The sequence below is a fragment of the Exiguobacterium sp. K1 genome (assembly GCF_033721435.1).
GTDB lineage: Bacteria > Bacillota > Bacilli > Exiguobacteriales > Exiguobacteriaceae > Exiguobacterium_A > Exiguobacterium_A artemiae.
Map to the genome: position 1 here is coordinate 40,487 of NZ_JAOTIT010000003.1, position 17,849 is coordinate 58,335.

16 protein-coding genes are annotated in these 17,849 nt (G+C 45.6%); 11 read left to right on the top strand and 5 right to left on the bottom strand.

Going from position 1 to position 17,849, the window contains the following annotated elements:
- Positions 1-36 precede the first annotated feature (36 nt).
- Positions 37-930: a Cof-type HAD-IIB family hydrolase gene (locus N7U64_RS07895; protein ID WP_234944569.1), complete on the top strand. Its 894-nt coding sequence runs from the start codon at positions 37-39 to the stop codon at positions 928-930.
- Between the two features lie 20 nt (positions 931-950).
- Positions 951-1,340: a large-conductance mechanosensitive channel protein MscL gene (gene mscL / locus N7U64_RS07900; RefSeq protein ID WP_012369609.1), complete on the top strand. Its 390-nt coding sequence runs from the start codon at positions 951-953 to the stop codon at positions 1,338-1,340.
- Positions 1,341-1,397: 57 nt separating this feature from the next.
- Here the strand turns inward: mscL and N7U64_RS07905 are convergent, their stop codons facing one another.
- Positions 1,398-3,572, bottom strand: coding sequence for an ATP-dependent helicase (locus N7U64_RS07905; protein WP_318929219.1), 2,175 nt, complete (start codon positions 3,570-3,572; stop codon positions 1,398-1,400).
- 225 nt (positions 3,573-3,797) lie between these two features.
- Here N7U64_RS07905 and N7U64_RS07910 point away from each other — a divergent pair, with 225 nt between their 5' ends.
- Positions 3,798-4,292 (top strand): GNAT family N-acetyltransferase, encoded by a 495-nt coding sequence (locus N7U64_RS07910; RefSeq protein ID WP_318929221.1) that lies wholly within the window; start codon positions 3,798-3,800, stop codon positions 4,290-4,292.
- 58 nt (positions 4,293-4,350) lie between these two features.
- Here the strand turns inward: N7U64_RS07910 and N7U64_RS07915 are convergent, their stop codons facing one another.
- The 3 genes from N7U64_RS07915 to N7U64_RS07925 all read right to left on the bottom strand — a co-directional run bounded on the left by N7U64_RS07915 (position 4,351) and on the right by N7U64_RS07925 (position 8,031).
- The gene (locus N7U64_RS07915) at positions 4,351-5,811 is read right to left on the bottom strand and encodes a sucrose-6-phosphate hydrolase (RefSeq protein WP_318929223.1); all 1,461 of its coding nucleotides are present in this window, start codon (positions 5,809-5,811) and stop codon (positions 4,351-4,353) included.
- Positions 5,812-5,900: 89 nt separating this feature from the next.
- Positions 5,901-7,499, bottom strand: coding sequence for a diguanylate cyclase domain-containing protein (locus N7U64_RS07920; RefSeq protein ID WP_318929224.1), 1,599 nt, complete (start codon positions 7,497-7,499; stop codon positions 5,901-5,903).
- Between the two features lie 46 nt (positions 7,500-7,545).
- Positions 7,546-8,031 (bottom strand): GNAT family N-acetyltransferase, encoded by a 486-nt coding sequence (locus tag N7U64_RS07925; protein ID WP_318929226.1) that lies wholly within the window; start codon positions 8,029-8,031, stop codon positions 7,546-7,548.
- Positions 8,032-8,179: 148 nt separating this feature from the next.
- On the opposite strand from N7U64_RS07925, the gene N7U64_RS07930 reads away from it, so the two are divergent.
- Both N7U64_RS07930 and N7U64_RS07935 read left to right on the top strand, forming a co-directional pair.
- Complete coding sequence (locus tag N7U64_RS07930; protein ID WP_318929227.1) at positions 8,180-9,097, top strand: ABC transporter ATP-binding protein; 918 nt, start codon at positions 8,180-8,182, stop codon at positions 9,095-9,097.
- The gene (locus tag N7U64_RS07935) at positions 9,075-9,818 is read left to right on the top strand and encodes an ABC transporter permease (RefSeq protein ID WP_318929229.1); all 744 of its coding nucleotides are present in this window, start codon (positions 9,075-9,077) and stop codon (positions 9,816-9,818) included. Before N7U64_RS07930 ends, N7U64_RS07935 begins: the two co-directional genes overlap by 23 nt.
- Positions 9,819-10,078: 260 nt before the next feature.
- Here N7U64_RS07935 and N7U64_RS07940 read toward each other — a convergent pair whose 3' ends face one another.
- Positions 10,079-10,705: a YczE/YyaS/YitT family protein gene (locus tag N7U64_RS07940; protein ID WP_318929666.1), complete on the bottom strand. Its 627-nt coding sequence runs from the start codon at positions 10,703-10,705 to the stop codon at positions 10,079-10,081.
- Between the two features lie 171 nt (positions 10,706-10,876).
- Here N7U64_RS07940 and N7U64_RS07945 point away from each other — a divergent pair, with 171 nt between their 5' ends.
- The 6 genes from N7U64_RS07945 (at position 10,877) to N7U64_RS07970 (ending at position 17,828) form a co-directional block, all read left to right on the top strand.
- Entirely contained in the window at positions 10,877-11,440 is a 564-nt protein-coding gene (locus tag N7U64_RS07945; RefSeq protein ID WP_214765647.1) for a glycerol-3-phosphate responsive antiterminator, read from the top strand.
- 190 nt (positions 11,441-11,630) lie between these two features.
- On the top strand, positions 11,631-12,455 hold the full coding sequence (locus N7U64_RS07950) for an MIP/aquaporin family protein (protein WP_214765644.1): 825 nt from the start codon (positions 11,631-11,633) through the stop codon (positions 12,453-12,455).
- A gap of 34 nt (positions 12,456-12,489) precedes the next feature.
- The gene (gene glpK, locus N7U64_RS07955; protein WP_318929234.1) at positions 12,490-13,980 is read left to right on the top strand and encodes a glycerol kinase GlpK; all 1,491 of its coding nucleotides are present in this window, start codon (positions 12,490-12,492) and stop codon (positions 13,978-13,980) included.
- Between the two features lie 134 nt (positions 13,981-14,114).
- Positions 14,115-15,770, top strand: coding sequence for a glycerol-3-phosphate dehydrogenase/oxidase (locus N7U64_RS07960; RefSeq protein ID WP_318929235.1), 1,656 nt, complete (start codon positions 14,115-14,117; stop codon positions 15,768-15,770).
- Between the two features lie 354 nt (positions 15,771-16,124).
- Entirely contained in the window at positions 16,125-16,808 is a 684-nt protein-coding gene (locus N7U64_RS07965; protein ID WP_318929237.1) for a DsbA family oxidoreductase, read from the top strand.
- 30 nt (positions 16,809-16,838) lie between these two features.
- Positions 16,839-17,828: a lipoate--protein ligase gene (locus N7U64_RS07970; RefSeq protein ID WP_318929239.1), complete on the top strand. Its 990-nt coding sequence runs from the start codon at positions 16,839-16,841 to the stop codon at positions 17,826-17,828.
- Positions 17,829-17,849: the final 21 nt, after the last annotated feature.

Here is a 17,849-nt window from a genome sequence, read left to right on the forward strand (position 1 = left end):
AAAATGGTATAGTAAAATGGAAAAAGATAAAGGAGAGTGAACGTTTTGGCAAAAGCAATCAAATTATTGATCTCAGACATGGATGGTACGGTGTTATCCAGCAAACAGAAAATAGAACCGGAAACGATTGCGGCAATTGAAGCTGCAAAAGAACAAGGCATTGATTTTGCGATTGCGACAGGACGAAATTACTTAAATGCAAAAGAACTGACGGACGAGGCGGGCATTACGTGTCCGATCATCGCTTCTAACGGAGCACGTGTGTTGACTGCTGACGGCGAAGAGCTGAGTGCAACGACACTGACGACGGAACAGGCGCAACAAATTTACGGTATCATCAGTCAGTATGAAGTTTTCTTCGAGATGTTTTGTGATAAAGGACTGGTCACAGCGCAAGGAGCGACGATTGACGCCGCTTATGATTCGCTGAAAGAAATGAGTCAGGAAAGCGACCGGGCCAAAAATGTCCTGGAATTTTTCCATGACCGGTATTATGTCAACGAAGATGTCAAAATGATTGACGGTTTCCGTTCGTTCATCCGCAACCAGACCAAACAAGTCTTTAAATTCATTTCTTTCTCATTTGATCAAGAGTTGATGAAGAAAATTTGGGAAGAAATCGAACAAAAAGTGGAGGGTGTATACGTGACATCATCCGGGCATGACAATATCGAAGTCATGGCACTTGGTGCCGATAAAGGAACAGCGGTCAAAACACTGGCAAAGCACCTTGGAGTGTCGATCGAAGAAGTCGCCGTCATCGGGGACAACTTGAATGATGTTCCGATGTTCAAAGTGGCCGGTATGGCGATTGCGATGGGGAATGGTCATGACGATGCAAAAGCGATTGCCCATCAAGTGACGAAAACAAATAATGAAAATGGGGTTGGCTATGCGATTCGTCAGTTGGCTGATCGGGCATGGACGTAAAATGAGAGGGGCAACCGGCAGTGTTCAAAGCGTTTAAAGAGTTTGCATTTCGCGGAAATGTCATCGACCTGGCAGTAGGGGTCATCTTGGGGGCGGCTTTCAGCGGTATCATCAAGTCGCTGGTCGACAGCATCTTCATGCCATTGATCGGTATTATCATCGGTGGAATTGATGTCAAAGGATTGTCCGTCGAGGTCGGAAATGCTAATTTGTTATACGGTCAATTCCTGCAAGCAAGCATCGAGTTTATCTTGATTGCGTTTGCGTTATTTTTATTCGTCAAAGGCATCAATGCTTTTCGCCGGAAAGAGGAGACGACAGAAGAAGTCGCAGCTCCGACGACGGAAGAAAAACTGCTCACGGAAATCCGTGATGCATTGGTCCGTCAACAGAATGAACGAATGAAATGAGTAATCAAAAGACGCACTTACTCCGGAACATGATCCGGATGGTAAGTGCGCCTTTTTTTATAAAATCGTTAACAGATGATTTTCAGAACAGACTTGAAGGGACAATTGCTTATCGATGCCTTTATCGAATTGAATCTCAAGAACGTCGTCCATTACATGAACAATCGTTCCCTCACCGAAGGATGTATGCCGGATCCGCATATTTTTCTCGACTTGAAGAAGTGGCCCGGCAGGTTTTTCATTCAAACGTGAAGCGTAGCGGGCTTCTTTTTGTGCTTTTTGATCCGGGTTGAGAATCTGCCGGATATTTACGATGAATAAGGATTCTTCGACCGGTTTTGATTTATAGCGGTAAGACAACAGATGAAGCTCATGACGTGCACGTGTCATCCCGACATAAAACAGACGGACGGCTTCTTCCATTTCTTCGAGTTGCCCGTCTTTATACGATTTAATGTTTTCAGACGACGGAAGAACACCGTTGATCAGATCAATCATGAAGACACGATCGAACTCGAGTCCCTTAGCACTGTGGAAAGTAGACAGCGTGACGGCATTTTGCTGTTTGTTCGATTTTGCTTGACGCATGAGTTGTTCGAGGTGAACAATCCGTTCCTTAAAGGCAAGGGAAGTCGGAAGATCACTTGCGACATTTTCAATCGTGTTGAGCATTTCAAGTAAAAAATCAATGCTGAATCCAAGACTGTCACTCATTTTTTTAAGATTTTTTTCATAACCGAGTTCATTGCGAATCATTGCCAAAGCGGCAGCCGGACGGGCGGTTTGTATGGCAGCGAAGACGGATTTAATGGTTTTCAACTGTTTTTTTTGATAAAACTTCATCTCGACGTGTTGAAGCAGCAGATCAAAGACGTTTTCACCGTTCTGCAGTTCATAAAGACGCTGTAATTGAACTTTTGAGATATACCCTGCAAATTTCGTATGAATTTGCGCTAAAATCTCAACATCAGAAGGATCGTTTGCCAGTTCGATAAAATGTAAGACATCCTTTAAAACCCAATGGCTAAAGAATTTGTGATCGACGTCCTTGATATAAAAAGGGATACCGGCTAGATCAAGGGCATTCATGATATTAATCGAGGACGAGTTGTTGCGGTATAAAATCGCTACTTCTTTAAAATTCGTTTCCTCGCGTAATTGACGAATGACATACCGCGTTTGGTCTTCGTACGCCGGTAACGTTTCAACGGTGATGGCACGGGAAGACGGATTTTCCGTATACATCTTCTTCGGGTAACGGACCTTATTCCGCTGAATGAACCGATTGGCGGTTTCGACGATCTCTTTAGAGGAACGATAGTTTTGTTCCATGTACAATACAGTCGCATCGGGATACGTATCCTTAAAATGGATGATTTTTGATACATCTGCACCGCGCCAGCTGTACAGCGTTTGATCATCGTCGGCGACGACACAAAGGTTATTGTGAGGCAATGCCAGTTTTTCGACAAGTTGATGCTGCACCAAAGAAGTATCCTGACTTTCGTCCGTTAAAATATATTCAAAGCGGCGTTGATACGAGGCAAGTAGTGCCGCATCCTGCGAAAGAATCGTATTGGCATATGTCAGCATATCATCGAAGTCCATCAGTGGATGGAGCGAATCCCGCAACTTAAATTGCTCATAGGCGGAGTAAATCTCCGGAAAATGTTTAATGGTCGTCTTTAATGTTTCAATGTCCTTCGTAACCAGTAAGCGGTTTTTCACGAAGGAAATCATACGCAGCAATTCATCCATCTGATCTTCCGTAATGACACTCCGGTTGATTTCCTGGAAAATCCGGCGAAGAATCATCCGTTTATGCAACGGCTGCTCCGGACGGTGTGTTGCCGTTTTTTCAATGGCGCCTTCGATGATCGTATACTGAAGGCGGTGTGTTGACGCATAGTCACGGACGACTTGGAAAGCAAAACTGTGGATGGTCGAGAAAGAAGCCGTTGTTCCGATTAAATGATGAAACCAGTCATAAAAACGTTCTGCCATCTCATGAGCAGCGGCTTTACTGAAAGTTAATCCCAAGATGGACCGGGGATTCACCTTTTTCTCAAGGATCAAATAGGCAATTTTAAAATTTAATGTTGTCGTTTTTCCTGAACCCGGGGAAGCGAGTAATAAGAGCGGACCTTGATCGTGCTCAATCGCTTGGCGCTGGACCGCATTTAATTTGGTTCCGGTTTCGATCTCCATCCGCTCGAAAAAGTCTGGGGACATCGGTTTATTCACCTCTTACCTTTATAAACTCAATTTTCTTTTCTTAGTTTAGCATTTTCAGTCGGACAATTGATTAAGTCTACACAAGAAGTGGAATATAAGTAAAGATAAAATCTTTTACACGAACGTTCCTGAAGCATTGGCTAAAACATCTAGAACATGTAAAATGGAAATAGATGTAAGGGGAGTGTTGTGTCTCCTTGACTAATGGAAGGCGGAAAAAGTATGTCTCAAGTAAAGCTGTTTATGTATACCAACGAACACTATGAACAATGTGATGCGTTTATTCTTCCGGAGGAACAAATCCAATTTACGACATTTCCGACCGAGGTCGTGTCGGAAGCATTAAGTAATCCAGACAAGTTTCCGGTCGTCATTAAAAAAGAAACGGAAGTCGTCGGATTTTTCATCCTGCATTTAAATCCTCCGAAAACCCACCGGACGGATGAACGCAGTGTCCTGTTGCGGGCTTTTTCGATTGATGCCAGACACCAACAGCAAGGATATGCCAAAGAAGCGATGATGCAACTTCCTGCCTTCGTAAACGAATATTTTCCGGAAGTGACGGCGATTACGTTAGCGGTCAATAAAAAGAATATCGCAGCAAAATCCTTGTACTTCAAAACAGGTTACGTGGATACCTTACAATCTGTCATGGGGCCGATCGGCGAACAACACATATTAGCCTTTGATCTTCAAAAAGAGACGGCACCGCAATAAAAAACACATTCCTCAGTTGATTGTCTGTGAGGAATGTGTTTTTCTGTCTTGAGCTAAATTAGAGGCTGTAAATCGCCAAATGCGCCGTCGCGTCACCGGTCAGAACGATGCCTTGGCTCGTCGTCTTCGGGAAAATCCGGGCGGAAGCCACGGCTTCTCCGTCATTGAGAAAGACTTCGACGGACGAACGATCGACGAACACACGTAACGTATGCAATGGTTCAGTCAACGTGACCGAACGAGTAGTTCCGTAGTCGAGTGCCGGTACTTCTGCACCTGATGACGCGCGGTCCATTGTAAACCGTCTCGTTTGTTGATCGTACCGCAGAACCGTCTGTTCCTGGTCACTGACGCGGAGCTTCACTTCCAATTGATCAGAAGAAAGTTGCAACTGGGACAACTCGAGCTCGAAAATTTCTGCTTGTGCAGGCAGGAGTTGATCGACCAATTCCAGTTCCTGTTCGTACAACGTTTCTTTACGGAGTGATATCAGTTCCCGGACCGGTTTTTGGCGCAATTGCTGATTTTCGAGTGTCAGTTCTCGGGGCAATGTCAAACCGTGTGCCCAGTTAAACCGGTCACTTGGATACGAGATGTCCGGTAATCCCATCCAGCCGACAAGAATCCGGCGTCCGTCTGCTGCCAGTGTTGTTTGCGGCGCATAAAAATCAAATCCGAAATCCAGTTCAACAAAATCTTCATGTTGGAAAGTGAGTTCCGGCAGGGCGAGCGGCTGTCCCATCAAGTATCCGGATTGGAAGATGTTTTGATATCGGTCGTTCTCGGGAGAAATCCCTTGCGGACTGAATAATAAGAATCCTTTTCCGTCGAGTTCAAAATAATCGGGGCACTCCCACATATAACCGAATTGATCATATCCGGTGTTGAGTTCACCCATGAATGTCCAGTTTTCCGCATCCAGCGATTGGTACATGACCGTACATCCGCTTAAATCATCGCGTTGAGCTCCGATGATGCAATACCATGTATCGTGATGCTGAAATACTTTAGGATCTCGGAAATGCTCGGTATAACCGGTCGGAACCTCTGGAATGGCAGGAGGCAGATGTTTTTCAATCCGACCGTCCGAACGAAGGTGACCGACAATTTGACTCGTATGGCGATTCCATTCGGCGTCCCGCTTGTTTCCTGTATACATAACATGAACCTGATCGTTTTTGACGAAACCACTTCCGGAGTAAGCACCATGTGAATCAGGATCATCGTTTGGAATAAGAGCTGCCCCCTCATCGAACCAATGCACTAAATCCTTTGAAGTCATATGGTACCAATACTTCAATCCGTGGACGGGTCCGAGCGGGAACCATTGATAAAAGAGGTGGTACGTCCCGTTGTGATAGACAAATCCGTTCGGATCATTCAATAAACCGGTCGGAGGTTGGATGTGGAAAGAAAACCGCCAAGGTGAGTTCCGTACTTCTTCTTTCATGAGTTGATACACTTCCGGTGCAAGATCGGAAAGCGGGCGATAACGTGCTTCGCGTGTCCACTGATTCATGTTGTCAGCTCCTTGTTGTAAGTAGTTGGGGATTGCTTCTTCTATGCGTTCACATTACGGAGTAGCGGTGATCTTGTCAATAACGTCTCTTAGTAATGGAAGGTCAAGCATCCTTTGCCCTGGTGTTTTGAATCGTACAAAGCAATATCTGCCCGGTGAATCACCTGTTCGATCGATTCTTCCGCCGAACGGATGGCGACGCCCATACTGGCTCCAATCAATATAGTTTGTTGATTCAAAAGATAAGGATAAGAAAGTGTATGAATGATGTCTTTTCCGTATCGGTCGATTTCTTCTGTCGTAATCGGCTCGTTCAAGATAATTAAAAACTCATCGCCACCGAGCCGTGCCACAAGACCTTCGTAACGTAAGGATTTTTGAAGACGATCGGCGACTTCGATTAACAATAAATCACCCATGGCATGACCATACTGGTCATTGACAGCTTTGAAGCCGTCTAAATCAAGATACAGATAAATCTGGTCGTGCGTTTTACGCGACAGCCCATCCAAATAATCCGATAGACCATTCCGGTTCGGCAGACCGGTCAAAGCATCGTGAAGGGCGAGTGACTCGTACGTTGTCCGTTCTTGCTCGGTATGGGTTAATTTTGTCGTCAGTTCACGCAAGGCGACGGAAAGGACTTCGATCTCCCGAATCCCGGTATGTGCCGGAATCGACTTGGACCGATCATGTTGCATAGCTTCTGCTGCCAGTGTGATTTTCTTTAAGGGGCGGGTCAACAGTCTGGCTACGAACCAACCGATGATGGCCGTCAACAAAGAAGCAATTAATCCGGCAATCAGGATGTAGTTTCTCAAAGTGCTTGCGTCCGAAAAGGCGATTTGGCTCGGTTGGCGGACGAGAACCGTCCAGCCGAGTCCGTTGTAATTTTTGTAGCCCTTACTTTCGGCGACGCCGATTAAGTATTCTTGATCATTTTCCCAGTTGGAGATCCGGTATCCTTTTTGATTTCCGGCTAGCCAATCAGACGGCAAATTTTTTCCGCGCCACTGCTTCGGACCGAGTAGGACGGTCCGGTTTTGTTTGCTGACGATGAGGAATTCGACATCTTTAATCTGCGCCGTAGAGCTTTGGAAACTTTGTTCGATTTCCTTGGCCCACTCAAAGCTGAGGTGAGTGGCGAGAACACCAGTCATTTTTCCGTTCGTGAACAACGGTGTGCTGATGTCGACGAATTGCAACGGTTCGCCGCTCGGGTTAGGAAGCAGTTTGGCCAGTAGAACAGCGTCATGTACATCGCCGATGAATGGCTTTTTTTGAGCTTCCTGAAAGACGGGACGTGCTTTGATCGATTGGCCCTCTAATATTTTCCCTGTTGAAGCAATGACTTGGCCATCGGGATTCATTACACCAATCCAGGAAAAGTCAGGGATTTGTTGTTGCAACTGCTCCAGCGTATTCCGTGTTTCAGCCGGATTTTTCCCGTCCCGAATCGTTGGCAAAGTCCGTAAGACATTGACTTCGGCAGTACGGGACCACATGTAGTGATCGAGTTTATCGGATAATTGATAAGCTGTGGCGGACAAGGTTGTTCCTACCTCATCCTTTAGACGGTCTGTTGCACGATTACTGATTAAAAACGTCAGAGAAAGTGTCATGACGAAAAAAAGACCGGCAATCAATAAAGCAAGTAAGGCATCAAAACGGATAGAAAATTTCTTCATGTAATAAACTCCAATTCAATTAGTGCAATAAGTAGAATGCTTCTAATTATTTTAACATACGATCATCTGATGAATTTATTTTGAGAAAAACTTCGACGGGTTGATGGCGGTCGGATACACCCTGTCGTTCGAAGCGGAAATCAAGATGTTCCCAATAGCGACGTCCTGATACATTTTCAGGCAGGACAGCCAGCCGGATTACAGGACAATCCTGTAGATACTGTTCGTGAAACATACGATAGATCATCGAACCGATACCCTGTCGATGAAGTCGTTCGGGCATGATGAATAAACCGATCCAGGTGGAGTGGTCGGTTGGATGTTCCGGTAAATAATCAATGAGGGCAAGCACATCGTCACCGTCAATACAGAGCAGACTAATCGTATCAGCATTTAAAAATTCTTCTTCTAATTCGTCATCCGATAAAGGATAGATTCGGTCTTCGAGTTGCACATAATGCGAATTTTCAGCAAAAATCGATTGAATGATCGGAAAATCTTTTTTTGTCACCGGAACAAACTGCAATGGCATCGGGTTTCCTCCTGTCAGTTAGAGTCCTGCACCTCTTTTAGTATACAAGTTTAAACTGGAAACGGATTACATAATTGTAAGGATAGGAACTTTTTTAATTGATATCGCGTACACTGAAGTAAGAAGAACAGCAAGAGGAGGAAAAAAGATGCTGAAAATCGAACACGTATCAAAACGTCTAGGCAAAGAGCAGATTTTAAAGGATGTCAGCTTTGAAGTGGCGCCGGGAGAAGTGTTTGGATTTCTTGGACCAAACGGGGCCGGGAAGACGACGACCATCCGAATCATAACGGGATTACTTGAGCAAGATGAGGGAACGGTCACCGTCAATGGCTTCGACGTCGTCCATGAACGCTCAAAAGCTTTGACACAAATCGGAGCAATCGTTGAGAATCCGGCTTTCTACACATACATGACAGGCAAACAAAATCTGGTTCATGCAAAGAATCTGATTCCGGGTTTGACTCAGGTCGATTATGAGGCACTGGCGAAACTCGTTGGACTTGAAGGAAAACTGTCTAAAAAAGTCGGAGAATATTCACTAGGAATGAAACAGCGTCTCGGAATTGCCCGCGCCTTGTTACATAATCCACGGGTGCTGATTTTAGATGAGCCGACGAACGGACTTGATCCGGCAGGAATTGCGGAACTGCGTGAATATCTTCGGACGATGGCTCGCGAGCAGAATATTGCGATTCTGATTTCCAGTCATATGTTAGGGGAAATGGAACAGATCAGTGACCGCTATGCCATCATCGATCAAGGTGTCATTAAATCGGTCGAGTCTGTCCGGAATGAAACCGGAGCCAAAATCATGATTCGTGTTCCTGAAATTAATATACTTGATGTCATTGAAGCATTACGGATCGCTAACTATCCGGCCGAACGCTTGAACGATAAAATCGTCATCACAGCACCTGAAACCGAGACACCAGCCATCGCCCGATTAATCGTCCCGATTGCTGATTTACATGAACTGACAGTGAAACGAATGACACTCGAAGAACAATTCTTGCAAGTGACGAAAAAAGAGGGGGATTCACATGCTTTCGCTCATACAAAATGAATGGATGAAATGGTGGACGATGAAAAAATCGAAAATCGTCCTGGCGCTATACGTTCTGATCGCCGTCGGAGTCGTCATTGTCGCGAAAATGAATGATGCTGACCTTACACGCAGTGACTACTATATGCTCATGACGATTATTCTGTTCAATCTGCTTGGTATCATCACAATTGTTTTCACGGCAGAGACCGTCGGAAATGAAGTCCGTTATGATACGATGAAACATTTGCTGATGAGTCCGTATTCGCGGATGACGATTTATTTCTCCAAACTGTTGTTTTCGATTTTAATCATGCTCGGTCAATTCATTTTCATCGTTATCATTACGTACGCCACATCGTTTGCATTTTCTGAAGCCGGTGATGGTATCCAGTGGCGCGATACCGTCTTCTCACTCGTCACCCCGGTCTTTACGATTTTCATGACGTTATTCTTCTCGCTGGTCTTCCGCTCTGTCGGTATGATCATCGGTTTTACCGTGCTGGCTCAGTTCTTTACGTCGATTGCCGGAACAGTGTTACTTGCCTTTAAACCGGAAATCGCAAAATGGATTGTGTTGATGCATTTGGACTGGTCCATGTATTTCAAAGGTGCGTTGACGTACGGAACAGCAGAACCTATGGGAACGACGCTGACGTTTTCCGTCCTCTTCGTTCTGGCACACATCTTGGTGTTATTCGGCGGATCAATCCTGATTTTTCAAAAAAAATCATATCTTTAAATTAAAATCTGAAAGAGGCTGACTCAAAAAAGAATCACTCGTTCTTTCACGCCCTTTCCTCAGGCGAGACACAAGCCAGTTACCCTGCCTCATTTAGGCGGGGAAACGGGTCTTGTTTGTCTCTGACAGCGCAAAATGCGCTTTTTCCTGTAGGAGTGGCATGAAGCGAGTGATTCTTTTTTTACGAAATCAGGGTGGCAGATGATTATTCTGCCACCTTGATTTTTGTAGAGAGTGACTATTGAGTCAGCCCCTTTTCGTCAAGTAACACGACGGGTGATTGGAAATGTTTTTTGGAAAAATTCAATCAGGGGACCGTTTAAGAGGAGGAAGACAAACGTTCCGACGCCAATCCCGATCAATTCGTGTTCGACAAGCGATAAGATGCTGGCAATTAAAAAAGGAATCGCCAGGCTGACCGTTGCACCAATGGATGTACTTTTGAACCGGCTGATCAATGATTTCATCAAATAGTCGGGCGGCATCAGAACAAAGCCGATTTGCAAGTAAAGCGCCAGTCCAAGCGAAATCAACGGCATCCCGATAACCATATACAAAATACGCGCCCACAAGGCGACTGGTGTATAAAGGAGCTGGTGGATTGACAAAAAGAAATCAATCGCCGTTCCGAACAGAACGACGAGGGAAAAGCTAAGTAAGATCGTCCACCAACTGAACCGGCTCCCAAGCAGCAGAGCACTGGCGAGCGCAAAAACATGCAGGACGACGATGGCGAGTCCGACGGTCAACGGCGAAATACGGGCCAACGCTTCACTGGCAGATGTCCAAGGGGCACTCCCGATGGCCGCGGTGACCATGAAGCTGTTACCAAGGGCGTTAATCAAAATTGAAAATAAATAAATGATGATTCTTTTTTGTTGACTCATGCGAGGCACAGAGAAACTTTCCCCTATGCTTCTCACCTCCATTTCAAATCAGTATCGTTAAGCTATACCCTAATTTAATCGTTCTTTTCATTTGTTTTCATAAAAAGAGGATTGCGAAAAACATTGCCGAGACGACATACTAAGGACAAATCAAAGAAATGGGGACGCGATATGACATACTTTGGTCAAAAAATTCTGCCGTCTGTCAGAAAGTTAGAAGACTTTGAAAAAATGTTAAAAAGTCCTTATGAATACGGTGTACTGCTTGAGATGCATGTTTCGCGTTTAAAGGCCGTCTATGAATTGGCACACCGGTATGACAAAAAAATGTTTTTGCACATGGATTTGGTCCAAGGGTTAAAAAATGATGAATATGCGACCGAATACGTCTGCCAGGAATTAAAGCCCTATGGTGTTATTTCGACGAAAGCCAGTGTCATCGTAAAAGCCCGTCAAAAAAAGGTAAAAACGATGCAACGGATGTTCTTGCTGGACTCAAGCTCTCTCGAAAAAAGTTATCAGCTGATGGAGCGGACGCAGCCTGATTATATCGAAGTATTACCGGGATTGATGCCGAAATACATCGAAGAGGTGAAACGGAAAACCGGCAAACTCGTATTCGCCGGTGGATTGATTGATACTGTTGAGGAAGTGGAACAGGCGATTGCAGCGGGAGCCTCTAGTATTACGACCTCGAATAAAGAGTTGTGGAAATACTTTGAACCAAACAAATGAAAACGCTATGACAAAGATCACGTAAATCGTTTGACAGCGTTTTCATCGATTGTTATAGTGAAAACAAGTTGATACGAAGTGACGGAGAAACAGGAGATTCACGCTTTCACGCTTTTTGAGAACATACAAAAAGCCGAGGCGGGAATCTCTTTTTTTTGTTGCTTTTTTCACATACAAAGGGGGAAATCATATGTCACCGGTACTAGCAGAATTTTTAGGGACAGCGCTTCTCGTCGCATTCGGGAACGGTGTCGGAGCAGGTGTTACATTAACGAAATCCTACGCAAAAGATGCCGGCTGGATTGTCATTACGTTAGCCTGGGGATTTGCAGTAGCGCTCTCTGCCTATGCAGTCGGTCAATTTAGTGGCGCTCACTTGAATCCGGCTGTCACACTTGGTCTTGCTTTTGACGGATCATTTGCCTGGGCGGACGTTCCAGGATACATCGTGGCACAAATATTAGGCGGAATTGCCGGAGCAAGTATTGTTTTCGTTCATTACCTGCCACACTGGGCAGAAACAAAAGATCCGGCGGCAAAACTGGGTGTTTTCGCGACATCACCTGCAATTCCCCATACATTTGCCAATGTCATGAGTGAATTGATTGCGACATTTTTACTTGTCATCGGGATTTTATCAATTGGAGCCAATACGTTTTCAGACGGTCTGAATCCATTGGTTGTCGGTGTCTTGATTGTCGGTCTCGGAATGTCATTTGGGGGAACGACCGGCTACGCCATGAACCCGGCACGTGATTTAGGTCCGCGGATTGCACACTTTATCCTGCCGATTGCAGGAAAAGGTTCTTCCAACTGGGGTTACGCCTGGATTCCGGTTCTTGGTCCGGTTCTTGGCGGAAGTCTCGGTGGATTGTTTTACCGATCCGTCTTTTCCGGAAAAGATACACCGGCATTTGTGATTGTCGGACTTGTGACAATCGTCATATTAGGTTTATGCTATAAATTCGGTGTTCGTCCGAATAAATCAACGTCAGTGAAGTCGAAGTCAGCTTAAGCTTAACTTACTAGATACAAAGGATGGGGAAGAGATGGAGAACTACATTTTGTCATTAGATCAAGGAACAACGAGTACACGGGCGATTTTGTTCAACCGTGCCGGAGAAATCGTTCATTCCGCACAACGTGAGTTTACGCAATACTTTCCAAAACCAGGTTGGGTTGAACACAATGCCAATGAAATTTGGGGAAGTGTCCTTGCCGTTGTGGCAACCTGTTTAACAGAAGCTAACGTTAAAGCGACTCAAATCGCCGGGATCGGCATCACGAACCAACGGGAAACAGCGGTCGTCTGGGAAAAAGAGACAGGAAAGCCGATTCATAATGCAGTTGTCTGGCAATCGAGACAAACAGCTGAGATTTGTGACGAGTTGCGGAGTGCCGGTCATGCCGAATTATTCCGGGCAAAAACAGGTTTATTGATTGATGCCTATTTCTCCGGGACAAAGGTCAAATGGATTTTGGATCACGTTGAAGGTTCCCGGGAACGGGCAGAACGTGGCGAATTGTTGTTCGGAACAATTGACACATGGCTGATTTGGAAGTTGTCAGGCGGCAAAGCCCATGTCACGGATTATTCCAATGCCAGCCGGACGTTGATGTACAACATCCACGAGCTGAAATGGGATGACGAATTACTTCAGCTCCTCGATGTTCCGAAAGCGATGCTTCCTGAAGTCCGTCCGTCTTCTGAAGTTTATGCGCATACAGCTGGCTATCACTTCTTCGGTGAATCGGTTCCGATTGCTGGAGCTGCCGGAGATCAACAGGCCGCTTTATTCGGTCAAGCTTGTTTCGAAAAAGGAATGGCGAAAAACACATACGGAACGGGATGTTTCATGTTGCTGAACACAAGTGATAAAGCCGTGACATCGGAACACGGTCTTCTGACGACCATCGCATGGGGCATCGACGGGAAAGTCCAGTATGCGCTCGAAGGCAGTATTTTTGTCGCCGGTTCAGCGATTCAATGGTTACGCGACGGACTTCGTCTCATTAATGATGCGAAGGAAACAGAAGCTTATGCGACACGTGTGACATCTTCAGACGGCGTCTACGTCGTGCCTGCTTTCGTCGGTCTAGGGACACCTTACTGGGACAGCGATGTCCGTGGTGCAGTCTTCGGTCTGACGCGCGGAACGGAAAAAGAACACTTCATCCGGGCGACACTTGAATCACTGGCTTATCAGACGCGTGACGTTCTTACGGCGATGGAGCAGGATTCCGGAATCGAAATGTCTGCTTTACGTGTCGACGGCGGTGCTGTCAAAAATGATTTCCTTATGCAATTCCAGAGTGATATCATCCAGGCACCGGTCGAACGTCCGGAAATTAATGAGACGACGGCTCTCGGAGCAGCGTACCTTGCAGGTCTTGCCGTCGGATTCTTTGAAAATCAAGAGCAGATCGCAGCACATTGGAAGATGGATCGTCGTTTTGAGATGAACATGGCGGAAGCCGAAAGCGAAGATCTTTACGCTGGATGGAAAAAAGCGGTTCAAGCGGCAATGTTGTTTAAATGATGTGACATATGTTATAGTCAAGACAAGTTAATAAACCGGTCGGAGAATATGGAGAGACCACAGCAACAGTTGACACCGTCAGTCTGTTTGTTGTGGTCTCTTTTTTTTCGAACCCAAAACAGGAGGAACTATTCATGGCAAACCAACCATTTTCAAGCAAAAACCGTGCAGAGGTCTACAATCGATTAACGCGTGAAGAACTTGATCTACTTGTCGTAGGTGGAGGAATCACGGGAGCAGGAATCGCTCTTGATGCCGCGTCACGTGGCATGAAGATTGGACTCGTTGAAATGCAAGACTTCGCAGCCGGAACGTCAAGCCGTTCAACGAAATTGGTGCATGGTGGTTTACGTTATTTAAAACAATTTGAAATTCAAATGGTCGCTGAAGTCGGTAAAGAACGGGCGATCGTGTATGAGAACGGACCACACGTCACGACACCGGAATGGATGTTGTTACCGATGCACAAAGGCGGTACATTCGGACCGTTCAGTACGTCAATCGGATTACGGGTGTATGATTTCTTAGCAGGCGTCAAACGTTCGGAATGGCGTTCGATGTTGTCGGCAAAAGAAACATTGGCGAAAGAGCCGCTCGTGAAACAGGACGGTTTAAAAGGCGGCGGTTATTACGTCGAGTACCGGACAGATGATGCCCGTTTGACGATTGAAGTCATGAAAGAAGCCGTTGCGCACGGAGCACGTGTCATCAACTACACGAAAGCGGAAGAAATTCTGTATGAAAACGGAAAAGTCGTCGGGATGCGCGTGACGGATCTCGCGACAGGGGACGTTCATGAAATTCGTGCGAAAAAAGTCGTTAATGCAACTGGTCCTTGGGTCGATGAATTGCGTGAAAAAGACGGTTCAAAAGTCGGAAAGCAACTCCGTTTGACAAAAGGGGTTCACGTCGTCATCGATCAGTCAAAATTCCCGTTAAAACAAGCTGTTTACTTTGATACACCGGACGGTCGGATGATCTTCGCAATTCCGCGTGACGGAAAAGCATACGTCGGAACAACGGATACGTTCTTCGACAAAGATACATCGCATCCGAAGTTTACAGTCGAAGACCAGGATTATGTCTTAGACGCGATTCATTACATGTTCCCTAATGTCAAAGTGACAGCAGAAGACGTAGAATCGAGCTGGGCCGGTGTTCGTCCGTTGATTTACGAACAAGGCAAAGATCCATCTGAAATTTCACGGAAAGACGAAGTTTGGCAGTCTGAATCCGGTTTAATTACAATCGCCGGCGGAAAACTGACCGGCTACCGTAAAATGGGCGAGCATGTCGTCGATCTCGTCGCAAAACTTCTCAAAAAAGAAGAAAATGTCGCGTATGCCCGTTGTGCAACAAAAAACATGCCGATTTCAGGCGGTCATGTCGGAGGAGCATCCGGATACGCGAAGTTCTTGAAATCACAAGCACCGGCAAATGGATTAACATCGGAAGAAGTCTTGTTCCTTGCGAAACGCTACGGTTCAAACGTACCGGTTGTTTTGGAATATGCGGCAGAGTATGATGCGGCGGAAACAGAATTACCGCGTGATGTTTACGCACAACTCCATTACGGTATCAACCACGAGATGGTAGCCCGTCCAATTGACTTCTTCATCCGTCGGACCGGCGCAGTCTTCTTTGATATTGCATGGGCACGTCAGCACAAAGAAGCCGTCATCAAAGAGATGGCTCGTCACTTGAACTGGACAGCTGCACAAACAGCAGAGTATACAAAAGAACTCGAGATTGAAATCGAAGATGCGGCGCACGCACTCGTCACAGAATAAATCTTGGTTCGACAAAAGGGGCTGACTAAAAAGTCAGATTCTACAAAGAAAAGGGTGGCAGAATTGGAATCTGCCACCCTTTTTGCGTTAAAAAAGAAACACTCTTTTCACGCCACTCCTACAGGGAAAAGCGCAATTTTGCGCTGTCAGAGACAAACAAGACCCGGGTTTTTGCCTGAACGAGGCAGAAATACTGGCTTGTGTCTCGCCTGAGGAAAGGGTGTAAAAGAATGAGTGTTTCTTTTTTGAGTCAGCCCCTTTTTGCTGTCGTCTGGAATCAGATTCATTGCAAGCAACTGTCCGGACGATTATGCTAAATGTACATGATAACTAGTATGAAGGAGATGGAACGAAATGAAAGTTGAAGTCTGGTCAGATTATGCCTGCCCGTTTTGTTATATCGGTAAAAAACGTTTGGAAAAAGCCATTCAGGAGAATGGAGCGACAAATGTCGAGGTGGAATTTAAAAGTTTTGAACTCGATCCGTCAGCACCGGAAACACCGACAATGGGATTGTACGACATCCTGGCATCCAAGTACGGGACATCCGTCGATCAAGCCCGATCAATGTCGCAAGGCGTCGTGGATGCCGCGAAAACGGATGGTCTGTTTTATGAGATGGACCGTGTTGTTCCTGCCAACACATTTAAAGCTCACCGCCTGACCCAACTTGCGAAAAAGCATGATAAAATGGACGAGGTATCAGAAGAATTATTCCAAGCCTATTTCATGAACGGTGAGAACTTAAATGATGACTCGATTTTGACAAGAATCGCGACTGCTGTCGGACTGGATCCTGCAACTGTGGAAGCTTTTCTCGCATCAGAGGAGTCTTCCAATGAAGTACGTCAAGAAGAAGAAATGGCCCGTGAACTTGGTGTGACGGGTGTGCCATTTTTCGTATTTGACCGGAAATATGCCATTTCAGGCGCACAACCTGTTGAAGCATTCAGTCAAGTGCTGGAACGGATCCAGCAAGAACAAAAAGTGGAAATCGTAGCTGAAGGTGACGCGTGTGGAGTCGACGGCTGTAACTAAATTTGATTGCTAAAGGAGTACAAGAAACTTATGAAATTCATTTTCCATCCCGATATTCACGATGCACGGATCAATCTTGCTGTCGAGGACTTCATCCTAAATAATCTGAACGTCAACGAAGAAGATTATTTCCTGTTTTATATTAACGGTCCATCGATCATCGTCGGTAAAAATCAAAACACGAGTGAAGAAGTCAACTTGAAATACATTGAGGAAAACGGAATTCATGTCGTTCGTCGTTTGTCCGGTGGCGGTGCCGTTTATCATGATCACGGGAACTTAAACTTCAGCTTCCTGACGAAAGATGACGGTGATTCATTTAACAACTATAAAAAGTTCACGGAACCGGTTGTGCAAGCCTTACACAAACTCGGAGTCGAAGCAGAGTTGTCAGGTCGCAATGATATCCATGTCGGAACCCGGAAAATCAGCGGGAACGCCCAATTTACGACTAAAGGCCGGATGTTCAGCCACGGAACACTGATGCTTGATTCCAACATCGAGGAAGTCGTCAATGCGTTGGTCGTCAGTGAAGAAAAAATGCGTTCCAAAGGGATTAAATCGGTCCGGAGCCGGGTCGCGAATATTTCTGAATTTTTGACGGAACCGTTGACGATGAATCAATTCGTCGAGCATCTCCTGGGATCGATTTATGAAGGAAAAGAGATGGAACGGTACGTCTTAACCGATGAAGACTGGGTAAAAGTCCACGCGATTTCCGCCGAACGGTACGGAAACTGGGATTGGAATTTCGGTAAATCACCGAAGTTTGATGTGATTCATAAAAAACGTTTCCCGATCGGAACGATTGATTTCCGCCTGAATGTAAAAAAGGGAATCATCGAAGAAGCGAAAATTTACGGCGACTTCTTCGGAGTCGAGGATGCTTCGGAAATTGCTCGGGCGTTGGAAGGAAAGCGGTATGACCGCTCTTCATTACGTGAAGTTCTGAGTCAGTACGAATTGAAGAAATATTTCGGAGCTGTTGAGCTGGACGAAGTGCTTGACGTTTTAGCATAAGCTTTTTTGGGAAAACTCTCT

Bases quoted from the DNA above. Each gene is read 5' to 3' on its own strand.
- N7U64_RS07960 (WP_318929235.1), top strand. From the start codon at position 14,115: ATGGCAAACCAACCATTTTCAAGCAAAAACCGTGCAGAGGTCTACAAT.
- N7U64_RS07925 (WP_318929226.1), bottom strand. From the start codon at position 8,031: ATGCCATTGCAGTTTGTTCCGGTGACAAAAAAAGATTTTCCGATCATT.
- N7U64_RS07945 (WP_214765647.1), top strand. From the start codon at position 10,877: ATGACATACTTTGGTCAAAAAATTCTGCCGTCTGTCAGAAAGTTAGAA.
- N7U64_RS07905 (WP_318929219.1), bottom strand. From the start codon at position 3,572: ATGTCCCCAGACTTTTTCGAGCGGATGGAGATCGAAACCGGAACCAAA.
- N7U64_RS07910 (WP_318929221.1), top strand. From the start codon at position 3,798: ATGTCTCAAGTAAAGCTGTTTATGTATACCAACGAACACTATGAACAA.
- N7U64_RS07915 (WP_318929223.1), bottom strand. From the start codon at position 5,811: ATGAATCAGTGGACACGCGAAGCACGTTATCGCCCGCTTTCCGATCTT.
- N7U64_RS07940 (WP_318929666.1), bottom strand. From the start codon at position 10,705: ATGAGTCAACAAAAAAGAATCATCATTTATTTATTTTCAATTTTGATT.
- N7U64_RS07930 (WP_318929227.1), top strand. From the start codon at position 8,180: ATGCTGAAAATCGAACACGTATCAAAACGTCTAGGCAAAGAGCAGATT.
- N7U64_RS07970 (WP_318929239.1), top strand. From the start codon at position 16,839: ATGAAATTCATTTTCCATCCCGATATTCACGATGCACGGATCAATCTT.
- N7U64_RS07935 (WP_318929229.1), top strand. From the start codon at position 9,075: ATGCTTTCGCTCATACAAAATGAATGGATGAAATGGTGGACGATGAAA.
- N7U64_RS07965 (WP_318929237.1), top strand. From the start codon at position 16,125: ATGAAAGTTGAAGTCTGGTCAGATTATGCCTGCCCGTTTTGTTATATC.
- N7U64_RS07920 (WP_318929224.1), bottom strand. From the start codon at position 7,499: ATGAAGAAATTTTCTATCCGTTTTGATGCCTTACTTGCTTTATTGATT.
- glpK (WP_318929234.1), top strand. From the start codon at position 12,490: ATGGAGAACTACATTTTGTCATTAGATCAAGGAACAACGAGTACACGG.
- N7U64_RS07950 (WP_214765644.1), top strand. From the start codon at position 11,631: ATGTCACCGGTACTAGCAGAATTTTTAGGGACAGCGCTTCTCGTCGCA.